The organism is Dactylosporangium sp. NPDC048998, assembly GCF_043197855.1.
In the GTDB taxonomy this organism is placed as follows: Bacteria; Actinomycetota; Actinomycetes; order Mycobacteriales; family Micromonosporaceae; genus Dactylosporangium.
Genome location: NZ_JBICTV010000002.1, coordinates 476080 through 488832, shown reverse-complemented (window position 1 = coordinate 488832; position 12753 = coordinate 476080). Strand labels below are relative to the sequence as shown.

The window sequence follows — 12753 nt, the reverse complement described above, 5'->3', positions numbered from 1 at the left end:
CGCGGACGCCGGCACCGTCGCGCGGGCCGCGGCGCCGTCGCCCCCCGTCGACGTGCTCAAGCTCGACCGCGGCTTCGTCGCGGAGCTCGACGGCACCTCGCGCGGCGGCGCGGTGGCCCAGGCGGTGCTGCGCCTGGGCCAGATCCTGAACCTGGACACGGTCGCCGAGGGCGTTGAGAGCGAGGCCCAGGCCCGCGAGCTCACGCTGCTGGGCTGCCCTAAGGCGCAGGGGGTACCACTACGCGCGCCCATTCCCGCCCGACCAGTTCCAGCGGTGGCTGCCGGCCGGCGACCTGTCCCGGTACGAGGCCGAGATCTGGGGACCGGAGGTGTGATACTCGACGGGCCATGGGAGACCACCCCCGTTTCCGCCTCGGCGCGTCGCTCGGCGCCGCCGTCGTGGCGGCCGCCGCCGCGACCGTGCTCACGCCGCTGCCCGCCGCCGCACTGCTGATCGTCGCCGCGGCGCTGGCCGGTGGCCTGCTCGGCTGGCCGGGCGCGCTGCTCGCGCTGCCCCTGCTGCTGTTCGCCGACGGCGCCGCGGCCAAGGTCGCCGTCGCGTTCGCCGGCGCCCTGCCGGCCGCCGCGCTCTACGGCTGGCACCGCTGGTCCGCTCGCGGCGAGCGGATCCGCGCCGACGCCGCCGCGGCCGAGCGGGCGCGGCTGGCCCGCGAGATGCACGACTCGCTGAGCCAGACCCTCGACGCGACCGCGCTCGGCGCCGCCACGCCGCCCGACAGCCTCGACGGGCCGGATCGGGCCGGCCGCCACGCCGCCGCGCCGCGGGACGGCGACCGCGAAACGGCCCGCGACCCCCGCGGCCCAGGCGACGAGCAGGACCGGACCGGCCGCCACGCCGCCGCGCCGCGCCGCGGCGGCCGTGAGGCGGCCCGCGATGCCCACGGCCCGGGCGACAAACTGGGCACCGGCCCGGCCGACGCGCCGCTGGAAGACCTGGTCGCGGCGATCAGCCAGGAATGGTCGGCGCGCACCGGCGTCGGCGTCATCCTGCACAGCGCCGGCCTCGACGGCGCGGCCGACGGCGACGCCGCGCCCCGGGCCGGCATCGAGCTGTGCTGGATCCTGCGCGAGGCGCTGCGCAACGTCGCCGCCCACGCCCGGGCCGAGACGGTGGCCGTGACGCTCGGTCGCGACGGCGACGAGATCACGCTGGAGGTACGCGACGACGGCGCCGGGTTCGTCATGCCGGAAGGCCTCGACGACCTGGCCCATCTGCAGCGCGACGGCCACCACGGGCTCGCCGGCATGCACGAGCGGGCCCGGCTCTGCGGCGGCCACCTCAGCGTCTGGTCGCGCCCCGGTGGCGGCACCCGGATCACGGCGACCGTGCCCGCCGCCGTGGTGGCCCGCGCTTCGCGACCCTCCGGACGCGTCCGGCTGATCGCCGCCGTGGCGGCCGCGGCGGTACCGCTGGCGGTCGTGGCTTTCCTCGCGACGCCGGACGAGCGCACGACGCCGCTCGCCGAGCAGGACACCCAGCTGCCCCTCGATCCGCGGGCGACCCACGGCCCGGCGACCGCGGGGCCGGCGCCCGTCACGCCCGGTCGCTCGCCCGCCTCGCCCGGCCCGACCCCCAGCACGTCGCGCAGCCCATCCGGGCGCCCGGCCACGCCGAGCAGCGCGCCTGCCGCGCCGGCGACCCCGGCCACAACCGTGGCCGAGACCCCCACGTGCAAAGTGACGTATGTCAAGCGCAGCGAGTGGAACCCGGGCTTCGTCGCCGACGTGACCGTGACCAACACCGGCTCGAGCCCGGTCCAGGGCTGGTCGGTGCGCTTCGAGTACACGGCCGGCCAGAAGGTCGTCGGCTACTGGAACGCGGCGGTATCGCAGAACGGCTCGGTCGTGGTCGCCGGCACCGACGGCAACAACCGCGCGCTCGGCACGGGCGCGTCGCTGACGTTCGGCGTGCAGGGCACGTGGCAGGGCAGCAACCCGAGTCCGGCCGCCTTCACCCTCAACGGTGCGCCGTGCGGCTGAGGTAGCGGTTCGGGCGCGCCGTCAGCCGTGTCGCTCCTCGTAGGCCTGGCGCGATCCGCAGACCGACGCCCGGCTGCACGAGCAGCGGGAGCCGTCGGCGTCCATGCGGACGATCACCGAGTCGCGCGGGACGCTGTGGCCGACGACGCGGCCCTCGCCCTCCGGGGTGCTGACCCGCGCCCCGACGGCGGGCGCCGTGGCCTGGAACTGCTGATACAGCGGATGTTCGTATTTCAAACAACACATCAGCCGCCCGCACGCGCCGGAGATGCGCAGCGGATTGAGCGGCAGGTCCTGGTCCTTGGCCATGCGGATGGTGACCGGCTCGAAGTCGTTGAGGAACGTGGCGCAGCACAGGTCGCGCCCGCAGGAGCCGATGCCGCCCTGCACACGCGCCGAGTCGCGCGCCGAGAGCTGGCGCAGCTCCACCCGGCAGTGCAGCGTGGCGCCCAGGTCGCGCACCAGCGAGCGGAAATCCACCCGATGGGGTGCGGTGAAGTAGATCGTCGTCCGCGCGCCCTGCCCGCCCGCGGAGTCCAGGACGTGATCTACTGCGACGACCTTCATCGGCAGCTCGTGGTCGCGGATGAGCCGCTTCGCCGCGACCTTGGCCTCGGCCTTGCGCTTGCGCAGCAGCTCGTCGCGGCGCAGGTCGTCGTCGGCGGCCATGGCCACCAGGCGCGGGAAGCCCTCGGTCTCCTCGGTGACCCACTGGGCGGCCCAGACGCACTCGGCCACCTCGGGCCCGTCGTCGGTCGGCACCAGCACCCGGTCGCCGACCTGGGGGCGGAGCTCACCGGGATCGAAGTAGAACAGCCGGCCGTAGCGATTGAAGCTCACCGCGCACAGCATGCCCATGGCGATCACAGTAACGCGGGTCACGTCCGCCGCCTATGGTCACGACCATCTGACGGGAAAAGTAGGTAAAAGTCCGACTCGGCGATCTGCTGGGCGGCGTGACGAGCGCCGTGTCCGGCACGGTCGCCGGCGTCGCCGTGGTCCCCGAGGCCATCCTCGACGCGCTGCTGCCCGGCCTGCCCGCGGTCGGCCGCGGCGAGTCCACGGTCCGCGCGCCCGAGGGCTCGCGTGCCCGCCCCGCCCGCGCCGTCGTCCTGCGGGTCGCCATCGGGCCCGGAGGCGTTCCCGCTGTCGAGCGCGAAGAACGGGTCCGTCGAGCAGCAGACGAGCGCGACCGGCCTCTACGCGAAGGCGTACTCGATCCGCGTCAAGCTGATCGTCCGGACCGCCTGGAAGTCCGGCGGGTACGGCGGCGCCCAGGGCGCCCAGCCCGACAAGACCACGATCCTGGACCTGGGCGTGTGCTCCCTGGAGGACCGCCGCCGCTCGGTGGCCTGAGGACCCCTTCGCCGCCCGTGCAGCCCGCGAGGGCTGCCCGGGCGGCGCTGTTTGCGCCGTTGCGCGCGGGCCGAAGACAAAAATGCCGCCTCGGGCGGTTCCCTGAGACGACGCGGGTATGTGGGGCGGAGCCGAACGAGGAGGGGTCAGAGGGGGCGCGGGCGATGGCGGATCGATGCGGCGTACTCCAGGGCCGTCGAGGCCACCCGTTGGGCGCCGATGATGGCCTGCTCCCAGCTGCCGCACATGCCCGACGTGAACTCGATCATCACCTCGCCGTCGTCGACGAGCATGATCAGGTCGCCCTCGTCCTCCGTGATCACCGCAGTGATATACCGCAGGTCGAGCGCGACGATCGGAGTCAGGGGCTCCTCTTCGATCGGCATGTCGTTCTCCCGCTGTCTCGGCCGGGGATGGGGGGTGGGGTGCGGCGCCCGCGCGGCTCGCAGCAGTTGGACGAGCGCCGCACCCCGGTTTTTCGGGGGTGGCGGAGACCTGACCGCCCAGCCCGGTCTCCAGCCGAGCAACACTTTATACCGAGTAGCCCTAAGGCCACAATGTGTGTGGCCGATTGACCTTCGTATGGTCGCCAGCATGATCTCCCGGAGTTCCGGCCTGTCGCTCTATCGGCAGGTCGCGGACGCGATTCGGCAACAGATCATCAGCGGCGAACTGCCGCCGGGGAGTCTGCTGCCCTCGGAGAAGTATCTGGCCGAGGAGCACGACGTCGGCCGGGACACGATCCGAGACGCGATGGCGCATCTGCGTAGCGAGGGTCTCGTCGAGAGCAAGCGCGGATATCGCAGCCGCGTCCGCTCCGTGCAGCCGCGCGAGCGCATCTGGCTGCATCCGGGCGAGCTCGTCACCGCCCGCATGCCCACGCCGGCGGAGAAGAAAGAGCACAGCATGCAAGAAGGCGTGCCCGTGCTCGTCGTCGGCGACAAGGCGTATCCGGCCGATCGCTACGAGTTCGGCCGCGAGGATTGATCCCGTAGCCGCACCGGCAGTAATGATCGTCACGCACTATTAGGTTGAAGTCGGCCGCCCGCGGTACCGATGCTTGTGGCAAGCAAGTATCGACCGACGGGGGAGCCACGGGCGTGGACGAGCACAGCGAGCACGCCGCCATCGGGCGGCAGGTCGGCCGGTTCATCCGGCTGTCCGAGCGGCTCTTCGCGACGCTCAAATGGGACGAGGCCGGTCGCGGCCTCGAGCGCCCCGCTTTCGTACTGCTGAGCCGGATCGCGGTCGACGGACCGTTCCGGCTGTCGGTCCTCGCCGCCGACGTCAGCCTCGATCTCTCCACGGTCAGCCGTCAGGTTGCCGCGCTGGAGAGCGCCGGTCTGGTGCGCCGCCTCCAGGACCCGTCCGACAAGCGGGCGAGCCTGGTCGAGGCCACCGACCTCGGGCGCGAGGTCTTCGCCGAGAACAGGGATCGGTGGCTGGCCATCTGGGAGGAGCTCCTCGCCGGATGGACGCCGCAGCAGCGGCAGCTCTTTGCCGAGCTGTTCACCCGGCTCAACGAGTCGATCGCCGAACGACTCCCGCAGACAGGCACAACCTCGGAAAGGGACGCTCGATGACCACCGCCGCGCCGCCGGAGCAAGAGACCCGGCCGACTCTCGCCCATCAGCAGATTCTGCTGCTGATGGGCGGCCTCATGACCGGGATGCTGCTCGCCGCGCTCGACCAGACGATCGTGGGCACGGCGCTGCCGACGATCGTCGGCGACCTCGGTGGCCTCGACCACTACTCCTGGGTCGTCACCGCCTACCTGCTCGCCTCGACGGCGTCGACGCCGTTGTACGGCAAGATCAGCGACCTCTACGGCCGCCGCCCGGTGCTGCTGTTCGCGATCGCGACCTTCCTGGCCGGCTCGCTGCTGGCCGGACTCTCGCAGAACATGACCGAACTGATCGCCACCCGCGCGCTGCAGGGCATCGGCGCCGGCGGTCTCATGACGCTCGCCTTCACCATCGTGTCGGACGTCGTCGCGCCGCGGGAGCGGGCGAGGTACCAGGGCCTCTTCGGCGCGGTCTTCGGCATCTCCTCGGTCGCCGGCCCGCTGGTCGGCGGCTACTTCGCCGAGCACGACTGGCGCTGGATCTTCTACATCAACGTGCCGCTGGGCATCTTCGCCCTCTTCGTCTGCGCCCGCGTGCTGCGCCTCGTCCCGCACACCCGCCGTGAGCACCGCGTCGACTACCTCGGCGCGACGCTGATGGTCGCCGGCTGCAGCGCCCTGCTGCTGGCGCTGTCGTGGGGCGGCAACGAGTACGCCTGGGACTCCGCGACCATCCTCGGCCTCTTCGCCGCGTTCGCCGTGCTGGCCGCGCTGTTCGTGGTCGTCGAGGGCCGCGCCGAGGAGCCGATCCTGCCGCTGCGGCTGTTCAAGCGCGCCACGTTCTCGCTGGCCAACGCGGGGACGTTCGTCCTCGGCTTCGCGATGTTCGGCTCGATCATCTACGTGCCGCTGTACCTGCAGATCGTCAAGGGCGCCACGCCGACCCGCTCGGGCCTGCTCATGCTGCCGATGATGGCCGGCGTCATCGTGACGTCGATCGTCTCCGGGCGGATCATCTCGAAGGTCGGCCGGTACAAGTGGTTCCCGGTCGCGGGCACCATCGTCATGGGCGCCGGCCTGCTGCTGTTCACCAGCCTGCAGGTCGACACCCCGCTGTGGCAGGCGTTCATCTACATGACCGTCATCGGCGTGGGCCTGGGCCTGGCGATGCAGCCGCTGATCCTGGCCGTGCAGAACGCCCTCGACCTGCGCGACATGGGCGCGGGCACCTCGGCCGCCACCTTCTTCCGGTCGCTGGGCGGCTCGGTCGGCGTGGCCGCCCTCGGCGCGGTCATGAACAACCAGCTGGCCAAGCAGCTGCACGGCGCCGCCGGCGGCGTGTCGATCAACGCACCGGCGCAGGTCCGGGCGCTGCCCCCGGCGCAGCTGCAGATGGTCGAGCACATCTTCGTCAACGCGCTGCACCCGGTGTTCCTGTCGGCCGCAGTCGTCGCACTGGTCGGCACGCTGATCACGCTCGCGCTGCCGAACAAGGCCCTGCAGGGCGGCGCCCCGGCGCAGGCCCCGCAGGGCGAGGAGGCCGCCGCCGACATGGAGGCGAAGGTCGCGGCGTTCTAGCCGACAATGCGGTAACAATACGAAATTTCGGATAAGTCCGGACGCATCAGCGTCCGGACTTATCTGCGTAAAGAGGGTTACCGGCCGGTAAATACCGGGGTTCCAATGTAGCGGAGCGCACATTAGCGTGCACTGCATGCGCAGCACGATGATGAAGACACCCCTGCTGATCTCCCGCATTCTTCAGCACGGCAGCACCGTCCACGGCGACTCCGAGGTCGCGACCTGGACCGGTGAGGGCGCCCGCCACACCACCTACGCCGAGGTCGGCCGGCAGGCCGCGCGGCTCGCCCACGGCCTGCGCGAGCTGGGCGTCACCGGCGACGAGCGGGTCGGCACGCTGATGTGGAACAACGCCGAGCACCTGGTGGCGTACCTCGCGGTGCCGAGCATGGGCGCCGTCCTGCACACGCTCAACCTCCGGCTGTTCCCCGAGCAGCTGATCTACATCGCCAACCACGCGGAGGACCGGGTCGTCATCGTCGACTCGACGCTGATCCCGCTGCTCGCCGGCGTGCTGCCGCACCTGAGCACGATCAGACACATCGTGGTCGCGGGAGGGGGCGATGTCGCGAAGCTGCAGAAGGACGGCGTCGAGGTGCACCGCTGGGAGGAGCTCCTGCAGGGCAAGCCGGACACGTTCGACTGGCCCGAGGTCGACGAGGACGACGCCGCGGCGCTGTGCTACACCAGCGGTACGACCGGAAACCCCAAGGGCGTCGCCTACTCCCACCGCTCGATCTACCTCCACTCGATGGAGGTGTGCATGGCGGAGAGCTTCGGCCTCGGCCCGCAGGTCCGCGACCTGTGCATCGTCCCGATGTTCCACGCCATGGCCTGGGGCCTGCCCTACGCCGCGCTCATGAGCGGCGCGTCGCTGGTGATGCCGGACCGGTTCCTGCAGGCCGCGCCGCTCGCCCAGATGATCGCCGCCGAGCGCCCGACCTTCGCCGGCGCGGTGCCGACGATCTTCACGGATCTGCTCGCGTACCTCGACGCCAACCCGACCGACACCTCCTCGCTCAAGGAGGTCGTCATCGGCGGCTCGGCCTGCCCGCCGGCGCTCATGCACGCGTACGCGGAGCGGTACGACATCCAGGTCATCCACGCGTGGGGCATGACCGAGATGTCCCCGCTCGGCTCGGTCGCCCGCGCGCCGCACGGGCTGGAGGGCCCCGAGCACTGGGCGTACCGCTACACGCAGGGCCGCCTGCCGGCCGGCGTCGAGGGGCGCATCGTCGGCCCGACCGGCGAGGTCATGCCCAACGACGGCAAGGCGGTCGGCGAGTTGCAGGTGCGCGGCCCGTGGATCACCGCGCAGTACATCGGCGAGGACGGCCCCGACCCGGACAAGTTCGACAACGGCTGGCTGCGCACCGGCGACGTCGGCACGCTCACGCCCAACGGGTACCTCACCCTCACCGACCGCGCCAAGGACGTCATCAAGTCCGGCGGCGAGTGGATCAGCTCGGTCGACCTCGAGAACGCGCTGATGGCCCACCCCGCCGTGCTCGAGGCCTGCGTGGTCGGCGTGCCCGACGACAAGTGGGGCGAGCGCCCGCTGGCCACCGTGGTCCTCCGCGACGGCGCCGCCGCCGACGCCGCCACCCTGCGCGAGTTCCTGTCCGCGAAGGTGGCCCGCTGGCAGCTGCCGGAGCGCTGGTCGTTCATCGAGGCGGTCCCGAAGACCAGCGTCGGCAAGTTCGACAAGAAGCGCGTCCGGGCCGACTATGCGGGCGGGGGCCTGGAGGTGGTACAGATCAACGGGTGATGCAGCGGGTCACAAGACCGGCGAAGATCGCCCTCCTGATCACCGCGGCCCTGTCGGCCTGCGTGATCGCGGCATGCGGCGTGGCCCTGGCACTGCGGGACTGGGTGCCGGGGCTCGCCGGCTGCGCGGACCCCACCCGCCCGCCGAAGACCGCCGTGTTCACGGCGACGGTCCGGATCGAGCAGATGTACCCCCAGCTCAAGCCGATCCGGTCCGTCCACTGGCAGGAACACGAGGCGCGCGCCCGCAGCTGCCCCGAGATCGGCCCGATGGACTACGAGATGAACGGCCTCGCGGTCATCACCCCGGACCGCGCCGCCGAGCTCTCCACGACGGCGGCGTCGGCGGCGCCGCCCCCGGACATCCCGGCGGACCTGCGCCCGTTCGCCCCCGCCGACCCGCACTGGCAGCCCATCGGCCAGGGTCTCCTCCTGGACCGCGAGTCGGCGACCGTCTACTTCACGCGGATTTCTTCGTAGCGGTCTTCTTCGCCGTGGTGGCCTTCTTGGCCGGGGCCGTCTTCTTCGCCGGGGCCGCCTTCTTCGCGGTCGTCTTCTTGATCGGGGTCGGCTTCTGCTCTTCGGCCTCCTCGGCGGCGGGCTCCTCGCCGCGCGCCGCCCGGGCGCGCTCGACCGACGCGCGCAGCGCCGCCATCAGGTCGACCGCGGCGGCCGGGGCCTCCTCGGCCTCCTCCGGCTGGACGACCTCGCGGCCGGCCACCTTCGCGTCGATGACCTCCTGCAGGGCCTCGCGGTAGTTGTCCGTGTAGGAGGACGGGTCGAAGTCGGCGGCCATCGATTCGATGAGGGAGCCGGCCATCGCGAGCTCGGCGGGGCGGGCCGTGACGTCCTCGTCGAGGATGTCGAACTTCGCGGCGCGGACCTCGTCCGGCCACAGCATGGTGTTGAGGACCAGCACGTTGTCCCGCACGCGGAGGGTGGCCAGCTGCTCGCGCTGGCGCAGGGCGACCTTCACGATCGCGATCCGCTCGGTGTTGGTGAGGGCGTCGCGCAGCAGGGCGTAGGGCTTTGCGGCCGTCTGTTCCGGTTCGAGGTAGTACGCCTTGTTGTAGAGGATCGGGTCCACCTGCTCGGTGGGCACGAACTCCAGCACCTCGATCGCCCGGCTGGTGGTCAGGGGCAGGTCGGCGAAGTCGTCGTCGGTGAGGATCACCATCTCGCCGCCGCCCAGGTCGTAGCCCTTGGCGATGTCGTCGTAGGCGACCTCTTCGCCGTCGACGGAGCAGACCCGCTTGTACTTGATCCGCCCGCCGTCGTCCCGGTGCACCTGGTGGAAGCGGATGTCCTTCTCCTCGGTCGCCGAATACAGGCGCACGGCGATCGAGACCAGCCCGAAGGAGACCGCGCCCTTCCAGATCGCGCGCATGGAGATCCCTTTCCGCAGCCTGTGGACCTTGTCCCACCAGAATCGCATCGTTTCGAGCCGGGCGCGAGGAACTCTCAGGCGAACTATCGTGTGGGGATGGCAGGCCCGCCGGCACCGATGCTCGCCTCGAGCGGTGCGCTGCCCTCCGGGCCCGGCTGGGCGTACGAGTTCAAGTGGGACGGCATCCGCGCGATCGCGATTGTCCGCGAGGGCGCCACCAGGCTTTTCGCCCGCAGCGGGGCCGAAGTGACGGCCGCCTATCCCGAGCTCGCGGGCGTCGGGCGCGGCTTGGCCGACTCGGTGCTCGACGGCGAGGTCGTGGCGATGGACGAGGCCGGGCAGCCGTCGTTCCAGGTGCTCGCCGAGCGCATGCACGTGCGTGAGCCCAACCGCGCGGCCCGGCTCGCCGCCACCGTCCCGGTCACCTACCTGGTCTTCGACGCCCTGCGTGCCGAGGGGGAGGAGCTGACCGCCCTGCCGTACCGCATCCGCCGGGAACGCCTGGAGGGCCTCGCGCTGGGGGCCCGCGCGGTCGTGCCCCCGTCGTTCGACGACGGCGCGGCGACCGTGGCCGCCAGCCGGGAGAACCGGCTCGAGGGCGTGGTGGCGAAGCGGGCCGACTCGCTGTACCACCCCGGGATCCGCACCACCGACTGGATCAAGGTGAAGCTCGAGGAGAGCTGCGAGTTCGTGGTCGGCGGCTGGCGGCCGGGCAAGCGCGCGCTGGGCGCGCTGCTGGTCGGCGTCCCCGCGCAGGGTGGCTTGGGTGGCCTCGCCTACCGAGGCCGGGTCGGCGGCGGCATCTCCGGCGCGGCGGAGCGGGCGCTGCTGGCCGCGCTCGGCCCGTTGGAGACGAGCACAAACCCCTTCGGCGCATCGGTACCGCGGGAGGACGCCCGCGGCGCCGTATGGGTCGACCCGCAGCTCGTGGTCGAGGTCAAGTTCGGGCACCGCACGCGCGACGGGCGGCTGCGCTTCCCGCGGTTCCTGCGGATCCGGCCCGACCTGTCGCCCGAGGAGGTGCGCGATGCCTGACCGCCTGCGGGTCGAGGTCGCCGGGCGCCAGCTGGAGATCTCCAACCTCGACAAGGTCCTCTACCCGAGGGCCGGCTTCACCAAGGGCGAGGTCCTCGACTACTACACGCGCATCGCGCCGACGCTGCTGCCGCATCTCGACGGGCGCCCGCTCACCCGCACCCGCTATCCCGACGGCGTCGGCGGCATCAGCTTCTTCGAGAAGAACGCCCCGGCCGGCACCCCGGACTGGGTGCGCACGGTGCGGCTGCCGGTGCCCGGTTCGTCCAGAAACCGCGAGAAGATCGACTTCATCGTGGTCGAGGAGCTGGCGACCGTCGTCTGGCTGGCCAACCTCGCCGCGCTGGAGCTGCACACCCCGCAGTGGCGGGTCGACGAGGACGGCCGGGCGCTCGACCCCGACCAGCTCGTCGTCGACCTCGACCCGGGGCCGCCGGCCGGCCTGCCCGAGTGCTTCGAGGTCGCCCTGCTCATGCGCGAGCGGCTGGCCGCCGACGGGCTGGAGTGCGCGCCGAAGACGTCCGGCAAGAAGGGCATGCAGCTGGTCGTGCCGCTGCCCGGCGACGAGAGCGCGGACGAGATCAGCGGCTACGCGAAGGCGATCGCCGAGGAGCTGGCCGGCCGGCACCCGCGGCTGATCGTGGCGAAGATGGCCAAGCAGCTGCGGCCGGGCAAGGTGTTCATCGACTGGAGCCAGAACAACGCGTTCAAGACCACAGTCACGCCCTACTCACTACGGGCCGGCGAAACCCCGACCGTCAGCGCGCCGCTGGCCTGGGACGAGGTCGAGGCCGGCGAGCTGACCGCCGCCGACCTGACCCCGTCCGTCGTCCTCGACCGGGTCGCGACGCTGGGTGACCTACTGCAGGGCGGCCAGTAGCCGGTCGATGTGCGCCTCGGTGGTACCGAGGCCGAAGCTGGCCCGGATCGCCTGGGCGGGCGGCCGCTCGGCGCCGAGACGGTCGGCGGCCTCGGCCAGCAGGCGGCGGGTGAGCGGGTGGGCGCAGAACAGCCCCGTCCTGACGCCGATGCCGTGATCGCGACCGAGCGTGACGGCGAGCTCGCCCGGGTCGGCCCCGAGGACGGCGAACGACACGATCCCGACCCGCTCGGCGTCGGCCGGGAAGAGCCGCAGCTCCTCGACGTGCGGCAGCCGCGCGAGGCCGTCCCGGAGCCGGTGCAGCAGGGCGTCTTCCCGGTGCTGCGGGTCGACCTGCCGCAGTGACCTCAGCGCCGTCGCGAGCGCGACCGCGCCGACGAGGTTCGGGGTGCCGGCCTCGTGCCGGGCCGGGCCGGTCGCCCAGTGCACCGCGCCGTCGTCGGCCACGTGGGCACTCGCCCCGCCACCGGCCAGGTACGGCTCCGCCGCGTCGAGCCAGTCCGCCCGGCCGGCGAGCACGCCCGCCCCGAACGGCGCGTAGAGCTTGTGGCCCGAGAACGCCGCGTAGTCGGCGCCGAGCCCAGCCAGGCGCGCCGGGGCGTGCGGGGCCAGCTGCGCCGCGTCGACCGCGATGCGGGCGCCGAAGCGGTGCGCGACCTCCGCGAGCCGCGCGACCGGCCAGACCTCGCCGGTCACGTTGCTCGCCGCCGTCACGCTCACGAGCAGGTTCGGACCTTGGATGCCGGGCAGCGATCGCTCCAGCGCCTCGACCGCCTCCTCGGGCGACCTGGGCGCGGCCAGGCGCACGGTGCGGCGCCAGGGCAGCAGGTTGGCGTGGTGCTCACCGCCGAACGTCACGACCGTCGCATCCTCCGGCAGCGCCCGCGCCAGCAGGTTGAACGCGTCCGTGGTGTTGCGCGTGAAGATCACCGTGTCGTCCGAGCCGTGGCCGAGGAGGTCCGCGACGGTCTCTCGGGCCTGCTCGTACTCCCGGGTGCAGCGCTCCGACAGCGCGCCCGCACCGCGGTGCACGCTGCCGTAGTAGGGCAGCAGGTCGGCGACGGCGTCCGCGACGGCCCGCAGGCACGGCGCGGTGGCGGCGATGTCGAGGTTGGCGAAGTCGACGGACCGGCCGTCGCGCAGCTTGACCTCGCCCGGCGACAAGATCGCAGGGGACAGCAA

Annotated in this window: 14 protein-coding genes; 10 read left to right on the top strand and 4 right to left on the bottom strand. The window is 72.3% G+C overall.

Features of this window, described 5'->3' with window-relative positions:
• The first annotated feature begins 52 nt into the window (after positions 1-52).
• On the top strand, positions 53-454 hold the full coding sequence (locus tag ACGFI8_RS06335) for an EAL domain-containing protein (protein WP_392800732.1): 402 nt from the start codon (positions 53-55) through the stop codon (positions 452-454).
• A complete protein-coding gene (locus tag ACGFI8_RS06330) occupies positions 349-2001 on the top strand; it encodes a cellulose binding domain-containing protein (RefSeq protein WP_392800730.1) in 1653 nt (550 codons plus the stop codon). Before ACGFI8_RS06335 ends, ACGFI8_RS06330 begins: the two co-directional genes overlap by 106 nt.
• Positions 2002-2022: 21 nt before the next feature.
• On the opposite strand, the gene ACGFI8_RS06325 is transcribed toward ACGFI8_RS06330, so the two are convergent.
• Complete coding sequence (locus ACGFI8_RS06325) at positions 2023-2859, bottom strand: stage 0 sporulation family protein (protein ID WP_392801240.1); 837 nt, start codon at positions 2857-2859, stop codon at positions 2023-2025.
• A 228-nt stretch (positions 2860-3087) separates the two neighbouring features.
• Here ACGFI8_RS06325 and ACGFI8_RS06320 point away from each other — a divergent pair, with 228 nt between their 5' ends.
• The gene (locus ACGFI8_RS06320) at positions 3088-3357 is read left to right on the top strand and encodes a hypothetical protein (protein WP_392800727.1); all 270 of its coding nucleotides are present in this window, start codon (positions 3088-3090) and stop codon (positions 3355-3357) included.
• A 146-nt stretch (positions 3358-3503) separates the two neighbouring features.
• On the opposite strand, the gene ACGFI8_RS06315 is transcribed toward ACGFI8_RS06320, so the two are convergent.
• The gene (locus tag ACGFI8_RS06315) at positions 3504-3743 is read right to left on the bottom strand and encodes a hypothetical protein (protein WP_392800724.1); all 240 of its coding nucleotides are present in this window, start codon (positions 3741-3743) and stop codon (positions 3504-3506) included.
• A gap of 208 nt (positions 3744-3951) precedes the next feature.
• On the opposite strand from ACGFI8_RS06315, the gene ACGFI8_RS06310 reads away from it, so the two are divergent.
• The 5 genes from ACGFI8_RS06310 (at position 3952) to ACGFI8_RS06290 (ending at position 8749) form a co-directional block, all read left to right on the top strand.
• Complete coding sequence (locus tag ACGFI8_RS06310; protein ID WP_392800722.1) at positions 3952-4344, top strand: winged helix-turn-helix domain-containing protein; 393 nt, start codon at positions 3952-3954, stop codon at positions 4342-4344.
• Between the two features lie 113 nt (positions 4345-4457).
• Positions 4458-4940, top strand: coding sequence for a MarR family winged helix-turn-helix transcriptional regulator (locus tag ACGFI8_RS06305; RefSeq protein ID WP_392800719.1), 483 nt, complete (start codon positions 4458-4460; stop codon positions 4938-4940).
• Positions 4937-6499 (top strand): MDR family MFS transporter, encoded by a 1563-nt coding sequence (locus ACGFI8_RS06300; protein ID WP_392800717.1) that lies wholly within the window; start codon positions 4937-4939, stop codon positions 6497-6499. The genes ACGFI8_RS06305 and ACGFI8_RS06300 overlap by 4 nt, the downstream gene beginning before the upstream one ends.
• Positions 6500-6635: 136 nt before the next feature.
• Entirely contained in the window at positions 6636-8270 is a 1635-nt protein-coding gene (locus tag ACGFI8_RS06295; protein WP_392800714.1) for a fatty acid--CoA ligase, read from the top strand.
• Entirely contained in the window at positions 8267-8749 is a 483-nt protein-coding gene (locus ACGFI8_RS06290; protein WP_392800711.1) for a hypothetical protein, read from the top strand. The genes ACGFI8_RS06295 and ACGFI8_RS06290 overlap by 4 nt, the downstream gene beginning before the upstream one ends.
• On the opposite strand, the gene ACGFI8_RS06285 is transcribed toward ACGFI8_RS06290, so the two are convergent.
• A complete protein-coding gene (locus tag ACGFI8_RS06285; protein WP_392800708.1) occupies positions 8730-9656 on the bottom strand; it encodes a Ku protein in 927 nt (308 codons plus the stop codon). The two genes, ACGFI8_RS06290 and ACGFI8_RS06285, sit on opposite strands and share 20 nt — an antisense overlap.
• A gap of 96 nt (positions 9657-9752) precedes the next feature.
• Between ACGFI8_RS06285 and ligD (ACGFI8_RS06280) the strand changes: the two genes are divergently transcribed.
• Entirely contained in the window at positions 9753-10691 is a 939-nt protein-coding gene (gene ligD / locus ACGFI8_RS06280; protein WP_392800705.1) for a non-homologous end-joining DNA ligase, read from the top strand.
• Entirely contained in the window at positions 10684-11571 is an 888-nt protein-coding gene (ligD, locus tag ACGFI8_RS06275; RefSeq protein ID WP_392800702.1) for a non-homologous end-joining DNA ligase, read from the top strand. The genes ligD (ACGFI8_RS06280) and ligD (ACGFI8_RS06275) overlap by 8 nt, the downstream gene beginning before the upstream one ends.
• On the opposite strand, the gene ACGFI8_RS06270 is transcribed toward ligD (ACGFI8_RS06275), so the two are convergent.
• Positions 11551-12738 (bottom strand): aminotransferase class V-fold PLP-dependent enzyme, encoded by a 1188-nt coding sequence (locus tag ACGFI8_RS06270; RefSeq protein WP_392801238.1) that lies wholly within the window; start codon positions 12736-12738, stop codon positions 11551-11553. The two genes, ligD (ACGFI8_RS06275) and ACGFI8_RS06270, sit on opposite strands and share 21 nt — an antisense overlap.
• Between the last annotated feature and the right edge of the window lie 15 nt (positions 12739-12753).